This window comes from Streptomyces sp. NBC_00252 (genome assembly GCF_036187565.1).
Taxonomy (GTDB): domain Bacteria; phylum Actinomycetota; class Actinomycetes; order Streptomycetales; family Streptomycetaceae; genus Streptomyces.
Genome location: NZ_CP108087.1, coordinates 9,907,711 through 9,926,432, shown reverse-complemented (window position 1 = coordinate 9,926,432; position 18,722 = coordinate 9,907,711). Strand labels below are relative to the sequence as shown.

Annotated in this window: 16 protein-coding genes; 12 read left to right on the top strand and 4 right to left on the bottom strand. The window is 71.5% G+C overall.

Features of this window, described 5'->3' with window-relative positions; translation table 11 throughout:
- Window positions 1-9: 9 nt before the first annotated feature.
- The 5 genes from OHT77_RS44110 to OHT77_RS44090 are packed head-to-tail and all read left to right on the top strand — an operon-like array spanning window position 10 to window position 6,413.
- Window positions 10-2,019 carry a B12-binding domain-containing radical SAM protein gene (locus OHT77_RS44110; RefSeq protein ID WP_328834013.1) on the top strand — a complete coding sequence of 670 codons (2,010 nt, stop codon included), beginning with the start codon at window positions 10-12 and terminating at the stop codon, window positions 2,017-2,019.
- Complete coding sequence (locus OHT77_RS44105) at window positions 2,016-3,032, top strand: multinuclear nonheme iron-dependent oxidase (protein ID WP_328834012.1); 1,017 nt, start codon at window positions 2,016-2,018, stop codon at window positions 3,030-3,032. Before OHT77_RS44110 ends, OHT77_RS44105 begins: the two co-directional genes overlap by 4 nt.
- Entirely contained in the window at window positions 3,029-3,799 is a 771-nt protein-coding gene (locus OHT77_RS44100) for a hypothetical protein (protein ID WP_328834011.1), read from the top strand. The genes OHT77_RS44105 and OHT77_RS44100 overlap by 4 nt, the downstream gene beginning before the upstream one ends.
- 17 nt (window positions 3,800-3,816) lie before the next feature.
- A complete protein-coding gene (locus tag OHT77_RS44095) occupies window positions 3,817-5,769 on the top strand; it encodes a RiPP maturation radical SAM C-methyltransferase (protein ID WP_328834010.1) in 1,953 nt (650 codons plus the stop codon).
- Window positions 5,766-6,413: a DUF5825 family protein gene (locus tag OHT77_RS44090; RefSeq protein WP_328834009.1), complete on the top strand. Its 648-nt coding sequence runs from the start codon at window positions 5,766-5,768 to the stop codon at window positions 6,411-6,413. Before OHT77_RS44095 ends, OHT77_RS44090 begins: the two co-directional genes overlap by 4 nt.
- Here the strand turns inward: OHT77_RS44090 and OHT77_RS44085 are convergent.
- The 4 genes from OHT77_RS44085 to OHT77_RS44070 form a co-directional block, all read right to left on the bottom strand.
- Complete coding sequence (locus OHT77_RS44085; protein ID WP_328834008.1) at window positions 6,378-7,181, bottom strand: Stf0 family sulfotransferase; 804 nt, start codon at window positions 7,179-7,181, stop codon at window positions 6,378-6,380. The genes OHT77_RS44090 and OHT77_RS44085 overlap by 36 nt on opposite strands.
- A 40-nt stretch (window positions 7,182-7,221) precedes the next feature.
- The gene (locus OHT77_RS44080) at window positions 7,222-8,676 is read right to left on the bottom strand and encodes an amidase (protein ID WP_328834007.1); all 1,455 of its coding nucleotides are present in this window, start codon (window positions 8,674-8,676) and stop codon (window positions 7,222-7,224) included.
- A 313-nt stretch (window positions 8,677-8,989) separates the two neighbouring features.
- Window positions 8,990-9,807, bottom strand: a protein-coding gene (locus OHT77_RS44075; RefSeq protein ID WP_328826315.1) for an IS5 family transposase whose coding sequence is annotated in 2 segments (ribosomal slippage) — window positions 8,990-9,456 and window positions 9,456-9,807 — 819 coding nt in all. Because the reading frame shifts where the segments join, the coding sequence is not laid out codon by codon here.
- Window positions 9,808-10,136: 329 nt separating this feature from the next.
- Window positions 10,137-10,751: a TetR/AcrR family transcriptional regulator gene (locus tag OHT77_RS44070; protein WP_328834005.1), complete on the bottom strand. Its 615-nt coding sequence runs from the start codon at window positions 10,749-10,751 to the stop codon at window positions 10,137-10,139.
- A gap of 178 nt (window positions 10,752-10,929) precedes the next feature.
- Here OHT77_RS44070 and OHT77_RS44065 point away from each other — a divergent pair, with 178 nt between their 5' ends.
- From OHT77_RS44065 to OHT77_RS44035, 7 genes are all read left to right on the top strand, one after another.
- On the top strand, window positions 10,930-12,561 hold the full coding sequence (locus OHT77_RS44065; protein ID WP_328834004.1) for a CocE/NonD family hydrolase: 1,632 nt from the start codon (window positions 10,930-10,932) through the stop codon (window positions 12,559-12,561).
- Window positions 12,562-12,667: 106 nt separating this feature from the next.
- Entirely contained in the window at window positions 12,668-14,329 is a 1,662-nt protein-coding gene (locus tag OHT77_RS44060; protein ID WP_328834003.1) for an ABC transporter substrate-binding protein, read from the top strand.
- Window positions 14,326-15,276 (top strand): ABC transporter permease, encoded by a 951-nt coding sequence (locus OHT77_RS44055; RefSeq protein ID WP_328834002.1) that lies wholly within the window; start codon window positions 14,326-14,328, stop codon window positions 15,274-15,276. Before OHT77_RS44060 ends, OHT77_RS44055 begins: the two co-directional genes overlap by 4 nt.
- The gene (locus tag OHT77_RS44050) at window positions 15,273-16,148 is read left to right on the top strand and encodes an ABC transporter permease (RefSeq protein WP_328834001.1); all 876 of its coding nucleotides are present in this window, start codon (window positions 15,273-15,275) and stop codon (window positions 16,146-16,148) included. The genes OHT77_RS44055 and OHT77_RS44050 overlap by 4 nt, the downstream gene beginning before the upstream one ends.
- Entirely contained in the window at window positions 16,145-17,236 is a 1,092-nt protein-coding gene (locus tag OHT77_RS44045; protein ID WP_328834000.1) for an ABC transporter ATP-binding protein, read from the top strand. The genes OHT77_RS44050 and OHT77_RS44045 overlap by 4 nt, the downstream gene beginning before the upstream one ends.
- Entirely contained in the window at window positions 17,233-18,051 is an 819-nt protein-coding gene (locus tag OHT77_RS44040; RefSeq protein WP_328833999.1) for an ABC transporter ATP-binding protein, read from the top strand. The genes OHT77_RS44045 and OHT77_RS44040 overlap by 4 nt, the downstream gene beginning before the upstream one ends.
- Complete coding sequence (locus OHT77_RS44035) at window positions 18,048-18,506, top strand: DUF3237 domain-containing protein (RefSeq protein ID WP_328833998.1); 459 nt, start codon at window positions 18,048-18,050, stop codon at window positions 18,504-18,506. The genes OHT77_RS44040 and OHT77_RS44035 overlap by 4 nt, the downstream gene beginning before the upstream one ends.
- Window positions 18,507-18,722: the final 216 nt, after the last annotated feature.

The following is an 18,722-nucleotide window of genomic DNA, read 5'->3' as shown; positions in this document are numbered from 1 at the left end:
AGGTGGGTCGTGCCGTCCAGCACGCCGGCGGACCGTACCCGCACCGACGCCCTGTTGATCTTCCCGCCGCAGACCGAGGCCCGGTTCTTCCCGTATCTGAGCCTGCCCTACCTGACCGGCCACCTGCGCCGCCGGGGCCGGCGGGTGCACCAGGCCGACCTGAACATCGCCGTGCTCCACGAGCTGCTGCGCCGTCCCGCCCTGCTGGACGACGCGGTCCGTGCCCAGGACACGGGCGACGACAGGACGGCCGTGAGCGACTGGTACCGCCGAGCGGTGGCCGACGTGTTCGCCGCGCACATCGGCGACCTGCGTGCCCACGTCCTGCACAAGGAGCCGGCCGGCGACCTGGGCGCCGACCGTGCGGTCCGGCTCGCCGGCCTGGCTCTCGAACTCCTGGTCCGCGACACCTTCCTGGTGCGGACGTGGGAGAACCTCGACCGGCTCGACGATGCCGTCCGCCGGGCCGCGGCCCGGCCGCCCGCCGCGTCCGACGTACCGGTCGCATCGCTGCACCGCCTGGTGAGCGGGCTGCTCGGCCGGCATCGCCCCCGGGTGGTCGGCCTGTCGGTGGCGTTCTTCAGCCAGCTCGCGCCCGCGCTGCTGATCGCCGCCTGGGTGCGGCGGCTGGCACCCGACACCCGGATCTGTCTGGGCGGTCAGCAGGTGATGCTCCGCCACGACAGCCTCGCCCGGCTGCCCGGCGTCCTGGAATCGGTCGACGCCCTGTGCCCGACCGCCGGGGAGGAACCGCTCGAACGCTGGCTGGACGCGCTCGACGGGACGGTGCCGGTCACCGCCGTGCCCGGCATGACCTGGCTGTCACCCTCCGGGGCCGAGTCGCGCACGGGGCCCCCGGTGATCCTGCGCTTCCGTGACCTCGGACCGCCCGACTTCACCGGACTGCCGTTCCGCTCCTACCTCAACGACGCCCTGGAGCTGGCGATCGTGTCGTGCGTCGGCTGCTACTGGGGGCGGTGCGCGTTCTGCTCGTACGGCAACAGGGCCCTCCCGCAAGGCGGTTACCAGCAGGGCACCGCGACCCAGATCGCCGACGCGGTGGAAACGGTGGTGCGCGCCACGGGCACCCGGTACGTGTCGGTCGCGGACGAGAACACCAACCTGCGGCTGATCCTGAAGGCGATGCGCGTGGCCCGCGCACGCGGCGTCCGGGTCCGGTTCGGTGTACGCGGCCGACTGGAGGCGATCCTGACCGACCCGCAGTTCTGCCTCGATCTCGCCGCGGTCGGCTGCGCGATGATCTCGGTCGGCTACGAGGGCGTCTCGCAGCGCCTGCTGGACCGGATGGACCGGGGCGTGCGCGCGGCCGACTACCAGCTGATCCTCGACAATCTCGACGCGGCGGGCATCACCGTCCGGTTCTCCGTGATGGGCCAGGTGCTGGACGAGACGCCGGACGAGTTCGAGGCGTCCCTGCGCTTCCTCGTCGACAACGAGCGGCGCATCGGCATCGACGCGCTGGAGCTGATGGTCGCGGAGCCCGGCAGCCGGCTCGTGGGCAGCCCGGAGGAGTACGGGCTCGCCCTCGACACCACGGACCGCCTCACGGGCAACCCGGAGCTGAGCTACCTGGCCGGCCGGGTCGGGCACCCCCTGTCCGTCCGCGGCGGCCCGACACGCACCGAGGCACTGGACCGGCTCGTACGGATCTTCCACACCGTCAGACCGGGCCGTACGCACGCCTCGACGTCCTCGCACCCCGCCTCGGCCGGCCCTCGCGGACCCGGCGTCGAGGCCCTGCGCCCGCACACGTGGGTACGCGTCGCGCCCCCGTCCGCCGACGACCGCGCGGCGGACCGCGTCACCCTCGCCGACCTCGTCCGGGAGCGGTTCTACGCACTCCCCCGCGCCGACGTCGAGCAGCGCCCCGACGGCCTGCTCACGGCCCGCACCGAGCGCGGCAGCCGGCTGCTGGCCCGCCTGGCCGACGCGGGGGCGGGCGCGGCCGACCCGGAACGTTCAGCAAGCCCGGCCGCCTCAGCCAGGAGCTCGTCATGACGCAACCGCCGCGCACCACACCCGGCGGCGCCCCCACGGCCACCGCCACGCAAGCCCCGCACCGGATGGGCCTGGGGGTCCTGATGGACATGCCGTGGGGCGGCGGGCGCCTCGGCAGGCGTGGCATCGGATTCGTGGAGAGCGACGACGGCGGCGGAGACATCACCGACCGGGTCCGCGCCTTCCTGCACCGCCACGGCGGCGACTTCGCGTACTCGGCCCTCGCGTTCCAGCCGCGCTCACGCGCCCGTGTACGACCGGCCGACTACGTGCGCGCGTACGACCGCTTCTTCGAGGCGGTGCCCGCCGGGTCGGCCCGCGCCTTCCACCAGACCGAGCTGAACATGGGCACGCCCGAGCGCTACGACCGCCGCCCCGCCGCCGAGTTCACCAACGAACTGGCCGCCCGCTACGGCTTCTCCTGGGTGGTCGAGGACCTGGGCATCTGGAGCCTGCGCGGCATACCGATGCCCTATCCGCTGCCGCCGCCGCTGACCGAGCCGGGCCTGGAGATCGCCACCCGGAACGTGGCGGAGGCGGCCCGGCTGCTCGAACCGCCGCTGCACGTCGAGTTCCCCGGCTTCACCGAGGGCGGCTCGTTCGTCCTCGGGCACATGGACGCCTTCGAGTACTTCGCCCGGCTGGCGGAGGACGCCGAGGTGCGGGTGACGCTCGACGTCGGCCATCTGCTCAGCTACCAGTGGCTGCGCGGACGTACCGGAAAGAGCATGTACGACGGCATCGAGGCCCTGCCCCTGTCCCGGTGCCGCGAACTGCACCTGTCCGGCTGCCAGATCGTGGGCGGCAAGTTCCGCGACCTGCACCACGGCGTCCTGCTGGACGAGCAGGTGGAGCTCACCGAGTATCTGCTGCCGCGCTGCCCGAACCTCCTCGGGGTGTCCTACGAGGACCCGATGTACCGCGAGGACGGGCAGTTGGTGGAGAAGTCCCGGCGGAACTACGCGCGGCTTCGGGACCTGGTCGGCGCCTGGCAGCGCGGGGAGGCGAAGTGACCGCGGTGGAGCCGGGAGCGTCGCTGGACGGCGAGCGACTGACCGACCTGCTCATGCGGTTGCTGCTGGACGCGGACCTGCGGGCCCGGCTCGCCGACGAGGGCGCCGAGGCCGTGGCGGCGGATCCCGGCGAGCTGGAGTGCCTGGCCTCCGTCGACCTGGCCGAACTGGGCACCACCGCACGCCGGTTGCGCTCCCAGGTCTGGCGGCCCGGCAGCGGCGGCAGCCTCGCGACCACGTTCCCGCGCAGCCTGCGGCTGCTCCAGGACACCGGCGCCACGGAGTCCGAACTGCTCACCGGCTTCCTCGGCTCACCGCACTTCGCCCGGTTCCGGCTGATCCCTTACACCGCCCCCGGGTTGTCGGCGGAGGAGGCGTTCGCGTCGTACCTGCTGGAGGGCGCCGAGGCACGAGCGCTGCGCGACACCGTGACCCACGAGCTGATGATCGCCCTGTTCACCGCGCTGACGTGCGAGCAGCCCCTGTCGTTCGTGATCGAGGCGGAGGGGATCGTCCCGACCGAGCGCGGCCACGCAGCCGTGCGTACGTACGCGGCGTCTTCCGTGGCCACTTGGGGACCCACCATCGGTGGGCGTCCCTCCGCGGAGGCCCAGGGCGCGGACGAAGCGCACTACGCGTACTTCACCACGCCCGCAGGACTCGCTCACGGCGTGGTGTCCGGGCGGGTGGCGGAGGCCTTCGAGGCCGGGCCGTCGGAACGGCGCGAGACCGCGCGGCGGGCGCTGGCCCACCGCGGACTGTGGTGACGGGGAGAGGATGCGCCGTGCACATCGTGTTGGTGGACATGCCGTGGTCGTCGCTGGACGCGCCGGCCCTGGCCCTCGGCATCCTCAAACGCCGCATCCTCGACGTCTTCCCCGACGGCGCCGCGGACGTCGAAGTGGTGCACGCCAACCTCGACTTCGCCGACTGGGTGTCCGCCCGTACGGAATACGGCTTCGAGGAGTACGAGTTCTGCTCGACCTCGTACTTCTCCGGACACAGCGAGTGGATCTTCTCCGGCGCGCTCAACAACCAACCCCGTTGGCGGGTGGCGGAGTTCACGGAACACTTCGGCGAGAAGATGCCGGCACACATGCTGGCCAAGGCGCGGGAACTGCACGAACTCGCGCCGCTGTTCGTGCGGGAGACCGCCGCCAAGATCGCCGCGACCGCACCGGACGTGGTCGGCTTCACCACCACGTTCGCGCAGAACGCGGCGGCCCTGGCCGCGGCCCGCGTGGTCAAGGAACTGGCGCCCGGCACCACCACCGTCTTCGGCGGCGCGAACTGCGACGGCCCGCAGGGCGCCGCGCTGCACCGCAACTTCGAGTACGTCGACTTCGTGGTGCGCGGCGAGGGCGAGATCGCGTTCCCCCGCCTCCTCGCCGCGCTCCGCGACGGCGACGCCGATGACCTGGCCGCCATCCCCGGCCTGTGCCGCCGCGATGCGCGGGGCCGGTCCGTGGCCCATCCCATGAATGCCGCCCCACTGCCCCCGGGAGCACTGGTCACGCCCGACTACGGCGACTACTTCGAGCGGCACGCGCAGTCCACCGCGGGCGGCTGGGTGGAGCCGCGACTGGTGGTGGAGGCGTCGCGCGGCTGCTGGTGGGGCGAGAAGCACCACTGCACTTTCTGCGGTCTCAACGGTTCGTTCATGGAGTTCCGCAGCAAGGACCCGCGGCGCTTCGTGGAGGAGATCCTCGGCCTGGTCGAGCGCCACCGCGTGCTCGACGTGTGGGTCACCGACAACATCCTCGACATGGCCTACCTCACCTCCATGGCCCCGCTTCTCCAGGAGTCGGGGTACGACCTGCGGCTGTGCTACGAGATCAAGTCGAACCTGCGGCGCGAGCAGCTGGCGACGCTGTTTGCGGCCGGAGTCAGCTATGTGCAGCCCGGCGTGGAGAGCCTCAGCACGCGCGTGCTGAAGCTGATGGACAAGGGGGTGACCGGCTGCCAGAACGTGCGGCTGCTGCGGGACGCGGAGACCGTCGGCGTCAACCTCAGCTGGAACTACCTTCACGGCTTCCCCGGGGAGACCGAGCAGGACTACGACGAAATCGTCGGCCAGCTGCCCGCCCTGCACCATCTCGGACCGCCGGCCGGCTCCACCCGCCTGAAGGTCGAACGCTTCAGCCCCTACTTCGACCGGCCGGAACTGGGCTTCGGCGACCTTCGACCCGCCGCGCACTACCAGCACATCTACGACCTGCCGCAGGACGAGCTCGCCGACCTGGTGTACATCTTCGACTCACCGAACCAGGGCATCGCCGGCGCCTGTCTTGACCGGCTGCGCACGGCCGTCGCCGACTGGACACGGGCGTACCCGCGCAGCCGCCTGACCCACTGCGACCTCGGCACGCACATCGTCCTGGTCGACACCCGGCCGGGCTTCTCCTGGCGGCTTCTCGACCTCACCGACCCGCTCGACGTGACGGTGTTCCGGCTGCTCGACACGCCGCACAGCCTGCCGGCCCTGGTGCGCAAGTCCGCTGCGCGGTGCGCGGACCCGCAGGGGTCGCCCGGAGAGGTGACGCAGGAACAGGTCGGCGCCCTGCTGGCCCACTGGCTCCGCCTCGGCCTCGTCTTCGCTGAGGGCGGGCAGTACGTGCACGTCGCGCCCGCCGTGGCCAACCAAGACCTGCTGCGTCTCGACGGCGCCGGACTGCACGGGGACGACACGTCGCTGGTCCCCGCCCTGGCCACCGGCGCCGAGGGAGACACCCGATGACGACGGAACTGACGCTGTGGAAGGACCGCGACCCAGCGGCCATGCGCCTGCCGGGCATGTACTGCGGCACCCTCGACGGGCCGCCCGACAACCCGGTGCACGCCGTCGGACAACTCGCCTCCGAGGGCGTCCAGTTCGTCCGGGTGCCCGAGCCGGTGGACCTCACGGATCCGGACGGCGCGTCCGCGGTCGCCGTCCTCCTCCTCGTCCGGGAGCTCACGGGCCACGGCATCGCGGTGGACTGGACACTGCGCATGGCCGACCCGGCACAGTGGCGGGCGCTGAGCCATCTGTACCCTCCGGCAGCCGTCCTCCGGGGCGCCACAGGAGAGGAGAACGACGCGGGCGTGGTCACCGCGTGGCGCGGCTCGTTCCACATCGCGAAGTGCGGTTACCGCCGCGGTCCCGGCTTCCTGGAGATCCGCGACCACCGCTGGGGCTCCTTCCGCCGCCTGGTCGTCAACGCCCCCCGCAGCACGGCTTTCCAGCGGCTGCTGGACGGCGTCCCGGTGGTGGCGACGGCATCGACGGAGCGGGTTCTGGAGCGTCACCTGCGCGAGAACCTGGTCCATCGCGCCGGGCGTCACATGTGGTGGACGCCGTACCGACTAAGACGCTGGCCGCTCAGCACGACGATCCCGTAGGAACCTCTCGACCCACTGTTCCGTCAGCTCGTCGGCCTGGCGCCTGATTCCGGGAGCCGGCAGCGACGCGGGCGCGGCGACGCCCAGGAAGTCCAGACAGCCGCGCAGTCCTGCCTCGTAGTCGGCGACAAGATCCTCGTAGACGACGGTGTGCGGGACGACCCGGTGCCGCACGAAGTACTCCTCCCAGACCGCCGCGTCGCGGTCGAGCATCCACAGGTGCCGGCGGATCTCCTCATAGCCGTACCGGGGAGCGGCACGCGTACGCCCCTCCGGCAGGAAGGTCCCGTCCAGGATCCAGACACCGGTCTGCTCGGCCATCGTGTACGACACGGCCTGCCGTAACCGGTCCCTGCGCTGGATCCAGATGTACCGGGGTGCTTGGAGGATGTCGTACGGGTCCGCCTCCAGGCTCCCGAGGTGTCCCGCGTGGATCCGCAGCCCGAAGACACCGTTGGGGCTGGTCCTGCACGTCATCAGCCGCCGCACATAGCCCGCCGCCAGCTCTCGCGGATCGTCGGAGTCGAACCCCCACCGCTCGAAGTAGTCCAGCACGAAGGCATCCGCGAAGTAGTCCTCGGCGAAGCCGGCCACCCCGGTGTGCCACAGAGCACGGGCGAGCATGTTGCTGCCGCACCGGGGCGTCGACGCGAGCACATACCGGACCGGCGGCAGCCCGGCGAAGTGAGGGAAGTCGAACTCCGGGTTGTTGGTGCGATAGCGCAGCGCCATGAGGACACCTTCGCGCGCGGCAGCGGTCGTTGTCATCGGTCTCAGGGCGACGGCCCGCGGTCCCAAGGCCGCCACCTCAGTCCCACATCGCCGGTACCCCGGCTCGCTCCTCCACCGACTGCGCCGCGTCCAGCAGCAGTTCCTCCTCGAAGCGGCCACCGATCAGTTGCGCGCTGATGGGCAGTCCGTCGTCGTAGGAGGCCGGGACGGTCACCGCCGGGAAGCCCAGGATGGGGACGGCGGTCATCGGCCACATCGCCGTGAAGAGTTCTTTGGCCCGAGCTGGATCGTCGATGTCGGCGTTCTGCTCGAAGGGGAGTTCCGCGCAGGTGGGGGTCAGGAGGAGCCGGTCGCTGCCGAGGTACTCCTGGAGGCGGGTGATCAGGGTGGCGCGGCGTGCCCAGCCGTCGATGTAGGTCTGGAGGGACGGGGTCTCTCCCCACAGGTCCGCCGCGGAGGCGAAGTGGTGGGCCAGGGCGGTGTTGATGGTGTCGTCGCCGAGTGCGCGCACCGTCGGCAGCAGGGAGCGCATGTCCTCGGTGAGGAGCAGCGACCACAGGCGGCTCGCTTCCGCGAGCAGGGGGAAGTCGTCGAGTTCCTCGACCCGGTGGCCGGCGTCCGCGAGGTGGGCCGCGGCCCGGTCCAGGGAACGGTCGACGGCCGGGTGGTTCTTCACGGTGCCGATCCCGCGTACGACCACCACGGTCGCGGGCTCCTCGCGGCGCGGCCGGTGCGGCATCGCGGGGACGCCGGCGGGGTCGCGGAGGTCGGGCGTGGTCATCGCGTCGAGCAGCATCCGTACGTCCGCCACCGTGCGGGCGAGCGGGCCCTGCACGGCGCAACTGTGCACGGTGGGCGGGAAGTCGAGGGCGACAGGGCCTGCGGGCGTGTCCGCGTAGGCGGGCGGAGCCCAGTCGGAGATCCGCCCGACGGTGGGGCGCAGCCCGACCACGCCGCAGCAGGCGGCGGGGAACCGGATTGAGCCGCCGATGTCGTTGCCCTGGGCCAGCGGGGTCATGCCCGCCGCGAGGGAGGCGGCGGCGCCGCCGCTGGAGCCGCCGGGGGTGCGGGCGGTGTCGCGGGGGTTGAGGGTTCTGCCGTGCAGCGCGTTGTCGGTGAACCAGCGCAGCGAGAAGGCGGGGGCGTTGCTGCGGCCCATGGGGATCGCGCCGGCCTCGCGCAACGCGGTCACGCAGGCGGCGTCGGTCTCGGCGAGCCGGTGCGAGAGGGCGGGCAGGCCGTTGCTGGTGGCGTATCCCCGCTGTTCGGTGTTGATCTTGATGGAGACGGGGATGCCGTGCAGGGGTCCCACCGGTTCGCCGGCGGCCAGGGCTTCGTCGGCCTGGCGGGCGGCCGTGAGGGCCTCTTCGGGGCGGAGATCGGCCAGCGCGTTGTAGACGGGGTTGGTCTCGTCGACGCGGTCGAGGCAGGAGCGCACCACGTCGACGCTGGAGACTTCGCGGGCCCGCACGGCCGAGGCGAGTTCGACGGCGGTCAGCTGCCACAGTTCGGTGGGTCGGGTGATGGCCATGGACACCTCTTCGTGGTGAGGGAAACCCGGACCCGGCCGGCGCGGACGACAGCGGCGAGGGCGTGGGGCTGATGAGCGGAACGACGCCGGGGCCGGTGGCCGCGTCAGGGTGTGTTCCGGGCGACCCGTGGACCGCCTCGTCATACAACGTCGTTTTATTTCGCGGCCAGCTTCCGTCCGGACACCACGGGATGTCAAGCCCCGACCTCGCGGGTTCGGGGTTCGCACGGCCGCCGGGGCCGCGCAGGAGCCCGGCCGAACCGGCACCCCGTGACCTACCGCGCTGGCCACCCGCCTGTGTGCCTTACTGGCCCTAACAAAGCCTCTGAACGTGGCGGTGAGTGATCAGGCAGACGGCGAGACCGAGGAAGGCTTCATGGATGTCGTCGCGTCGCTCCCAGCGGATGCGCAGCCGGCGGAAGCCGTGCAGCCAGGAGATCGTCCGCTCGACGACCCAGCGGAAGGTGCCCAGGCCGGTGCCGTGCGGCTGGCCTCGCTCGGCGATCGCGGGCCGGATGTTGCGCCGGCGCAGGAGTCGGCGGTACTTGTCGTGGTCGTAGCCGCGGTCCGCGAAGAGCATGTCGGGCCGCCTGCGCGGCCGGCCGACCACTCCGGCCACTGGCGGGATCTTGTCCAGCAGCGGAAGCAGCTGGGTGACGTCATTGCGGTTGCCGCCGGTCAGCGAGACCGCGAGCGGGATGCCCTGGCCGTCGGTGATGATGTGGTGCTTGCTGCCCGGACGTGCGCGATCGACCGGGCTGGGACCGCTTTTGGGCCCCTGCGCGCGGCCCGGACATGGGAGGAGTCGATCACCGCCCGCGACCAGTCCAGCTGGTTCTTCGACCGCAGCCTGTTCAGCAGCAACTGGTGCAGCTGGTTCCACACGCCGGCCTCGTTCCAGGCCGCCAGCCGACGCCAGCACGTCATCCCCGAACCGAAGCCCAGCTCCTGCGGCAGGTATTCCCACTGGATCCCGGTGTGCAGGACGAACAGAATCCCGCACAGGGCCTGACGGTCAGGTACTCGTGGCCGCCCCTCGACCTGCTTCGGCGGCGGCTCAGGCAGTAACGGCTCGATCAGCGACCACAGTTCGTCCGACACGATCCACGGCCGCGACTGACGCTTCCCCATGCCCTCACCAACGAGCGATCAAGCCGACAGTCACATGATCAACCCACTTTTGTTAGAGACAGTTAGCCTGCTCTTCGCACGGCCGCCGGTTCGCTCAGGAGCCCGGCCGAACCGACACCCCGTGACCCACCGCGCCGGCCACCCGCCCTCATGCGCCTTGGCTTGCTCTTCGTACAGCCGCCAGGTCCACTCAGGAGCCCGGCCGAACCGACACCCCGTGACCCACCGCGCCGGCCACCCGCCCTCGCGCGCCTTGGCCTGCTCTTCGTACGGCCGCCGGTCCGCTCAAGAGCCCACCCGAACCGACACCCCGTAACCCACCGCGCGGGTTACCCGCCCTCCCCCTCCGGGGCCGGTTCCACGACCGGCGCGCCGCCCCGCAGCAGCCTCACCACCGCGAGCACGGCGTCGGCGCCCCGCTCGTCGGGCCAGCCGGCCGGGTCCTCCAGGGTGGTGAGCCAGTATCCGCGCATCAGCAGGTGCAGGACGTCGGCGGCCAGCGCGGGGTCGGCCAGGGAGGCCTCCCCCGCCAGGGCGCGCAGTTCGTCGCGGTTGCGGCGGGAGGTGTCGCGCCGGACCGCCTCAATCTCCGGGACCGCGCCCGGCCCTTCGCTGGCGATCTCCATCAGCAGGCGCCGCAGCACCTCGTCGTCGTCCTGGGTGGTGCACATCCAGCGGACGGCCGCCTCCAGCCGCGCCTCGCCGGAGAGTCCGGCGAGGGCGTCGTTCATCTCGCGGCCCCACTCCTCGTCCGCGCGACGCAGGGCGTTGAGCATGAGGGCGGACCGGCTGGAGAGATAGTTCGTGATCATCGCGGTGGAACCGCCGAGCTGGGCGGCGACGGCCCGGATGGTCACCGAGCGCACTCCCCGCTCGCGGGCGACCTCGATGGTGGCCGCGGCGATCTCGTCCAGGCGGCGTGCCTCGTCTACCTCGATCGGCATGTGGCGAACCTTAACGCAGTGGGTTGACCCCGTTTACATGGTGCTGCAATGTTGTCATACAACGCCGTTACATGACGCCGTTACCTTTCCTGTTCCCGGAGTACACCCGATGACCGTTCACGTCGAACGAACCGGGGCCGGACCCGTTCCTCGCCACGCGCGCCAGCATCTCGTGCGGATGCGTGACGGAACCCGACTGGCCACCGACGTCTATCTGCCCGACGCTCCCGAGCCCGGTCCGCTGCCCGCGGTGCTGGTCCGGCTGCCCTACGACAAGAACAGCCGGTACGTCTTCTTCGACCGGGTCGCCCGGCTGTTCAGCGCACGCGGCTACGTCCTGGTCGTCCAGGACGTCCGCGGGAAGTTCCGCTCCGGCGGGCACACCCTCCCCTTCCTCCGGGAACCCGACGACGGCTACGACGCCATCGACTGGATCACCCACCAGGACTGGTCCGACGGCACCGTCGGCATGTTTGGGGACTCCTACTACGGCTTCACCCAGTGGGCCGCGGTCGCCTCCGAGCACCCCGCGCTGCGGGCGATCGTGCCCCGGGTGACCACCGTCGACTTCAACTCCACGGTCCAGGACCCGCGCGATCCGTCCGGTGGCCTCGGCAGCCCGGTCTGGGTGGAGGGCATCGAGTACTACGCCCACTACTGGGTGGACAACGGCGTGTACGACTTCGAGCCGGACCGCTCGGTGCGCCCCGTCATCGACCAGTACGAGGACGCGTTCCGGGCGATCGGGGCCCGCTCGGCCTGGTTCGACCTGCTCGCACCCCGGTTCACCGACCTGCTGCACGCCCTGGGCCGCCATCCCTTCGACGCCCGGCCGGTGCCCGTGCTGCACTGCGTGGGCTGGTACGACAACATCCTCGTCCCCCACATGCGGGACTATCTGGAGCTGACGACCCGCCCCGGCTGGGACGCCGTCCAGTACCTGTGGGCCGGCGCGGTCGACCACGAGAACTACCACCTGGACCTCGCCCCGGTCACCGACGCCACCGACCACGCCGTCAGCGACGAGGCGCTGGACCGGATGCTGCCCGGGTACGCGGGTCCCGCGCTGGACTTCTTCGACGTGTTCCTCAAGGGCAGCCGGCCGGTGTCGTCGATCCCCCGGGTGTCCTGGGAACTGGGTCACGCGGGCCGCCGTACGGCGCAGAGCTGGCCCCCATCGCGGAGCCGCCCGCACGTGCTGTGGCTGAGCAACTCGGAGGCGGCCGGCGCCTCGGCCCTGCCCGGCGGCGCGCTCCGCGAGGAGGCCGCCTCCGGGGAGCAGAGCGCGAGCTGGACTCACGACCCGGAGTCGCTGGTCCCGTCACTGGTGGCGAATTCGTTCTCCCAGCTGCGCACCCACCCGGACGCCGGTCCCCTGGCCGAGCGCGACGACGTGCTCGCCTTCAGCGGGCCCGTGCTGACGGAACCCCTGGACCTGGCCGGTCCCCTCTCCCTGCATCTGCATGTCACCAGCACCGCCGAGGTGTTCGACCTGCACGCCAAGGTCGTCGACCTCGCCCCGGACGGAACGGCCCGCGTGATGGCGCGCGGCCAGGTGTCCGTCCGCGCAGACCGCGCCCCGCGTGAGATCCCCGTCGACTGCGGCCACACCGGATACCGCCTGCGCGCGGGCCATCGCGTCGGTCTGCTGCTGGCGTCCAGTGACTATCCGATGTTCCTGCCGTGTTCGGGCACCGACGAGAACCCCTGGACGACGGTCACCGCGAAGGCGGGCACGCAGACCCTGCGCACCGGCCCCCCGAGCCCGTCCCGACTGGTGCTCACCATCCTCCCCGCGTCGGACGGCTGACCACGCGTCCGGTCCGCGAGCACCACCTCTCCGCACCCGCGCCCTGTCCCCCCACCACCGAAGGACCCGTCACCGTCTTCCCGTCCCTTTTCCCAGGAGCACCACCATGCACGCTCCCCGAAGCGCCCTCGCCGTCACGGCGGCCGTCACCTCGCTGCTGACGCTGTCCGCCTGCGCGGGCGGCGGCTCCGACGCCGGTTCGGCGCCGTCCGCCGACCTCAACCTGACCAGCACCACCCCGCCCGCGACCGGCACCCTCGACGAGGTCACCTGGAACCTGCCGCTGGGCGAGCCCACCACGCTCGACCCCGCCAAGGTCGGCGACTACTCGCCCAACACCGTGGAGGCCAACCTCTGCGATCCACTGCTGCGGCTGACGTCCGACTACACGATCGCCCCCGGTCTGGCGACGTCGTGGAAACGTCCGGACGACAGGACCCTCGTGCTCGACCTGCGGGACGACGTCACCTTCTGGGACGGCAACGCGATGACCGCCAAGGACGTCGTGGCGAGCCTCACCCGGCAGCTCGCGCCGGCGACCCAGTCGGTCAACACCCAGGTGCTGGCGTCCGTGAAGTCCATCAGCGCGACCGGCGCACACCAGGTCACCGTCCGCTTCAAGGCCCCCGACGAGCTGTTCCTCAAGTACCTGGTCAACGGTTTCGGCGCGGTCAGCGAGGCGTCGTACCTGAAGAAGGCGGGCACCTCGTACGGCACCGCAAAGGGCGGTCTGATGTGCACGGGACCGTTCAGACTCACCGGATGGAAGTCCGGCGAGTCCATCACCGCCGAGCGCAACACCGCTTACTGGGACGCCTCGTTGCGGCCCAAGGTGAAGAAACTGACCTTCCGCTTCATCACCGACAACAGCACCTTGACCTCGGCCCTGCTGTCCGGACAGATCGACGGCAGCTACGAGATCCCGTCGACCGTCGCCAAGGCACTCGGCAAGTCCTCCTCGGGAACCCTCTACTACGGGCCCTCCGCGCAGACCGTGTTCGTCTACCCGACGAGCGCCGACTCCCCCATGGCCGACCCGAGGATCGCGAAGGCGCTGTCCCTGGCCCTGGACCGCGACGCACTGCTGAAGAACGTCTACGACGGAGCCGCGCAGAAGCTCAAGACGTTCATCCCGTCCCTGGTGTGGCAGAAGTCCGAGGCGTCCGCCGTCTACAAGGAGGGCTACGACGCCCTGCCCGCCGTCCCGGCCGTCGACCTGGCGAAGGCGAAGCAACTCGTGACCGAGGCGGCGCCGAAGAGGCGGACCCTCACCATCGCGATGGGCGCCGGCGACCAGCAGTCCCTCCAGACCCTCACCTTCCTCCAGGCAGCGGCCAAGAAGATCGGCCTGACCGTCGTCATCAAGCAACTCCAGCCCACCCAGATGTCCGGCCTGTTCTACGACCCCTCGCTCCGCCAGGGACTCGACGCCACGATGTCCCTCGGCTACGTCGAGATCCCCGACCCCCTCTCGTATGCGCAGATGTTCACCGCGCCCGCCTCGCCCCTGAACTGGACCCACTACGCCAACGCCAAGGTCAACACCCTGCTGACGCAGGCTCAGGCGACCCTGGACCCGAAGGCGTCGGCACGGCTGTTCACCCAGGCGCAGGCGCTGTACAGCGAGGACCTGCCGATGGTCGCGCTGGCGGCGCCGTACGAACGGGTCTTCCTCAACAAGCGGCTCAGCGGCGCCCCCGCGTCGTTCGCCTACATCAACATGCCGTGGGCTGCCTACCTCGGCGGCACCGGCAAGGACACCGCATGATCTGGCGGTTCGTCGCCCGGCGGACGGCGACGATGGTGGTGACCTGTCTGGTGGCCAGCGTCGCCGTGTACGGCGCCCTGTTCATCTCGCCCGGCGACCCGGCGACCCTGCTCATCGGGGGCGGAAAGCCGCCCAGCCCCACACTGCTGGCGGAGATCCACCGCCAGTACCACCTGGACGACCCGTTCCTTCAGGGGTATTGGCGCTGGCTCAGCGGCATGCTGCACGGTGACGCCGGTCAGTCCCTCACGTACCACGACGCCGTGAGCAGACTGCTGGCCGACCGGATCGGCAACACCGCCTTCCTCGTCGGCTACGCGGCGGTGCTGATCATCGTCCCCGGGGTCGCCCTGGGCACGGTGGCGGCGCTGCGCGGCGGTCTCGGCGACACCGTGGTCACGGTGGTGACGACGGCCCTGATGGCGGTGCCCACCTTCGTGATGTCGGTCCTGCTGATCTGGTGGCTGTCCGTGGGCTGGGGCTGGTTCCCGGCCTACGGCGCGGGCACCGGCCTCGGCGGACGACTGGAGCACCTCACCCTGCCGGCGATCGCCCTGGCCACCGCCTGGCTCGCCTACGTCGCCCAGGTCACCCGGTCCGCCGTACGGACCGAACTCGCCTCGGAGCATGTGCAGACGGCACGCAGCCGGGGTGTGCCCGAGCGGTTCGTGGTCCGCAAGCACGTGCTCCGCAACGCCTCCGGACCGATCTTCTCGGTCTCCGGGGTCGCGGTGGCGGGACTCGTCGCCGGCTGCGCCGTGGTCGAGCAGGCCTTCGGCATCAACGGGATCGGCGCCCTGCTGGTACAGAGCGCTGCCAAGCAGGACCTGGCCGTGGTGCAGGCGCTCGCGGTGCTGTCCGTGGTCGTCTTCGTGACGGTGAACACCGTGGTCGACGTGGTCACCGCCGCGCTCGACCACCGCGTCTCGCTGGAGGACACGGCATGACCTCCCAACAGATCGTCATGACCGCCCGCGGCAGGTTCCGGCCGCTCGGGCTGCGCACGCTGCTGCGGGGACGGGTGGTCACCGCCGTGGCCGCGACCGTGGTCGCGGTCACCGTGCTGGCCGCCGTGTTCGCGCCGCTGGTGGCGCCCTACGACCCGACGGCCGTGGACCCGACGGCCGTGTACCAGGGTTCGTCCGCCGCCCACTGGCTGGGCACCGACGACACCGGCCGCGACATCCTCTCGAGGATCCTGTTCGGCGCCCGGCCGAGCCTGCTGGCCCCGGCGGTCGTCACGGTGACCGCCGGGGTGGTCGGCACAGCCCTCGCGGTCAGCGCGGCCTGGCTGGGCGGCTGGTACGACCGGCTGGTGTCGGGCCTCCTGGACGTCGTGTTCGGCTTCCCCGGCCTCGTGCTCGCGGTGGTCACGGCGGCCGTGTTCGGCGCGGGACTCCCCGTCGCGGTACTGACGCTGTCGGTGGCCTACCTGCCGTACATCGGGCGCGTGGTGCGCGGCGCCGCGCTGCGGGAGCGGAACCAGCCCTACGTGGCGGCGCTGCGGATGCTCGGTCTGCCGGGCGCGCGGATCTGCCTGCGCCATCTGACGCCGAACCTGCTCCCGCTCGTGCTGGCGCAGGTGGTGACCTCGTTCGGCTACACCCTGCTCGACATCGCCTCGCTGTCCTTCATCGGGCTGGGTGCGCAGCCGCCCGCACCGGAATGGGGGCTGATGGTGGCGAACGGGTCCACCGGCATCCTGGCCGGCCGGGCCGAGCAGTCGCTGTACGCGGGCGCGGCCGTCGTGGTGTTCGTCATCGCCTGCAACCTGCTCGGGGGCGCACTGTCCCGCCGGCTCCTGGGAGAGGACCGATGACCGCGAAGAGGCCACTGCTGGAGCTGGACGGACTGCGGATGACACTGCCGGTCCGGGGACAACCACGCACCGTGCTGCACCGGGTCGACCTGACGGTGCCGGAGGGATCGGCGCTCGGTCTGGTCGGTGAGTCCGGCTCGGGCAAGTCCCTGTCCGCGCGGGCCGTGCTCGGACTGCTGCCGGCCGGGGCACGCTGCGAGGGCGAGATCCGCTTCGACGGCGAGCCGTTGAGCGGGATGTCGCCCGCCCGGCGGCGCCGGCTGCGCACCCATGACGTGGCGATGGTGTTCCAGGACCCGCGGGCCCACATCAACCCCGTGCGCACCATCGGGGACTTCCTCACCGAGGGACTGGTCACCACGCGCGGTGTCCGGCCCCGGGAGGCCGAGGCGCGGGTGACCGGGCTGCTGCACGACGTCGGGATCGCCGACGCCTCGCGCCGGCTGCGGCAACGGCCCTCCGAGCTCTCCGGCGGTCTGCTCCAGCGGGTCATGATCGCGGCTGCGCTGGCGGGTGAGCCGCGGCTGCTGCTGGCGGACGAGCCGACCACCGCTCTCGATGTCACCACTCAGTCGGAGGTGATGGCGATCATCGACGAGGCACGGGTGGCGCGGGGGCTGGCGATGTTGTTCATCACCCACGATCTGGCGCTGGCGGCGGCGGTGTGCGACCGCGTCGCCGTCATGTACGCGGGCGGTGTGGTGGAGGAGTTGGACGCCGGCCGACTGCACGGCGGCGCTCGTCACCCCTACACTCGCGCGCTGCTCGCCTCACGGCCTGATCCCCGGGCCGAGGACCTGCCGTTGCGCGCGGTGCCGGGCAGGCCGCTGTCGGCCTTCGAGGCGGGCACGGGGTGCGCGTTCGCGCCCCGCTGCGAGCGGGCCGCCGACATCTGCCGCACCACAACTCCGGTGCCCAGCCCGGTCGGCGAGGGCGTGGCCGCCTGCCACTTCCCGGAGACCGACACCCCCTCCGCGAGGAACGTCCGCACCCGGAGCGCCTCGGACGGGATCGAACCCGACGCGGACGCCGTCAAGAACCACCCTCCCACCTCCACAGTCGCCACCAGCCAGGAGCGTCATCCATGACCGACGCCGCGCCCGCACCCGCACTCAAGGTCACCGGCCTGCGCAAGACCTTCGGCACGTTCACCGCCGTCGACGGAGTCGACCTGACGCTGCTGGCCGGTGGATCGCTCGCCGTGGTGGGCGAATCCGGGTCGGGGAAGACGACCACCGCCCGGATGATCGCGGGACTGGAACAGCCCAGTGCCGGTGTCGTGCTGATGGGAGGAGAGACACCGCCCGTCAGAGGGCGCCGGGCCGCGGCCCGGCGGCGGTTCGCCGGCGCGGTGCAGATGGTCTTCCAGGACCCGTACGCCTCCCTCGACCCGAGCCAGCGGGTGGGCGACGGCCTCGCCGAAGTCCTGCGGCTCCACACCGGGCTGCGCGGCCAGGAGCTGCGCGACCGGGTGGCCGCCGAACTGGACCGGGTCGGTCTCGATGAACGTCAGTCGGCGGCTCTGCCCCGGTCGCTGTCCGGCGGCCAGCGCCAACGCGTCGCCATCGCACGGGCCTTGGCGGTACGGCCCCGGATGCTCGTCCTGGACGAGGCGGTCGCCGCCCTCGACGTGTCCGTGCAGGCGCAGATCATCGCGCTGCTCCGGGAGATCCGCCAACAGACGTCGGTGGCCTACCTGTTCATCACCCACGATCTCGGCATCGTGCGCCACGTCTGCGACGACGTCGTGGTCATGCGGCACGGCCGGATCGTCGAGCGGGGCGGCGTCGCCGACGTACTGACGGCGCCCTCCCACCCGTACACCCGTCAACTCCTCGACTCCGTACCCCGGCCGGGCTGGAAACCGTCCCGCCGCCCCCTCACCACCGGAGAGTCCCGATGACCCGCACCCCGTCCCTCACCTTCGTGTTCGAGATCCGCGCCGCCGTCACCCCGTCCCTGCACATCGGCCACGGCGAGGGCGAGCGGCTGGAGTTCACCCCCATCACCGGAGGCACGGTGAGCGGCCCACGCCTGAACGGCACCGTGCTGGCCGGAGGCGGCGACTGGTCCTCCACCCGTGGTGACGTGTGGCAACTGGACGCCCGCTACCTGCTGCGGGCCGACGACGGGGCGGTCATCGACATCATCAACCGTGGCTATTACCACGAACTGCCGGGCGGGACCGAGCAGTTCGACGACGGCGTGCGGGTGAGCGAAGCGGGCTCCTACTTCCGCACCGCCCCGACGTTCCGCACCGACGCGCCCGCCCACCTCTGGCTGGCCCGCACGGTGTTCGTCGGGCTCGCCAGGGAGGAGGACGAGCACATCGTCATCCGCTGTTACGCGGTGGACTGAGCGTCGGGCGCGAGTGCGGCGCGGGGGCCAACCGGGAGACGTTGGTGGCGGGACCCCGACGCGGCCATCCCCTTTCCAACCCACTCCACAACGTTGGGACACGAACACACGGCTATCACTGCACGTTTTCACACTCCTCTATAACCACGGTGTACAGTCCGGCGGGTGCCCTCCGCCGCGTCGGGCCGGTCGAGCGGCGTCTCACGTCCTGTAGGA

Bases quoted from the DNA above. Each gene is read 5' to 3' on its own strand.
- OHT77_RS44065 (WP_328834004.1), top strand. From the start codon at position 10,930: ATGCGTGACGGAACCCGACTGGCCACCGACGTCTATCTGCCCGACGCT.
- OHT77_RS44080 (WP_328834007.1), bottom strand. From the start codon at position 8,676: ATGGCCATCACCCGACCCACCGAACTGTGGCAGCTGACCGCCGTCGAA.
- OHT77_RS44085 (WP_328834008.1), bottom strand. From the start codon at position 7,181: ATGACAACGACCGCTGCCGCGCGCGAAGGTGTCCTCATGGCGCTGCGC.
- OHT77_RS44035 (WP_328833998.1), top strand. From the start codon at position 18,048: ATGACCCGCACCCCGTCCCTCACCTTCGTGTTCGAGATCCGCGCCGCC.
- OHT77_RS44060 (WP_328834003.1), top strand. From the start codon at position 12,668: ATGCACGCTCCCCGAAGCGCCCTCGCCGTCACGGCGGCCGTCACCTCG.
- OHT77_RS44070 (WP_328834005.1), bottom strand. From the start codon at position 10,751: ATGCCGATCGAGGTAGACGAGGCACGCCGCCTGGACGAGATCGCCGCG.
- OHT77_RS44040 (WP_328833999.1), top strand. From the start codon at position 17,233: ATGACCGACGCCGCGCCCGCACCCGCACTCAAGGTCACCGGCCTGCGC.
- OHT77_RS44045 (WP_328834000.1), top strand. From the start codon at position 16,145: ATGACCGCGAAGAGGCCACTGCTGGAGCTGGACGGACTGCGGATGACA.
- OHT77_RS44055 (WP_328834002.1), top strand. From the start codon at position 14,326: ATGATCTGGCGGTTCGTCGCCCGGCGGACGGCGACGATGGTGGTGACC.
- OHT77_RS44050 (WP_328834001.1), top strand. From the start codon at position 15,273: ATGACCTCCCAACAGATCGTCATGACCGCCCGCGGCAGGTTCCGGCCG.
- OHT77_RS44105 (WP_328834012.1), top strand. From the start codon at position 2,016: ATGACGCAACCGCCGCGCACCACACCCGGCGGCGCCCCCACGGCCACC.
- OHT77_RS44090 (WP_328834009.1), top strand. From the start codon at position 5,766: ATGACGACGGAACTGACGCTGTGGAAGGACCGCGACCCAGCGGCCATG.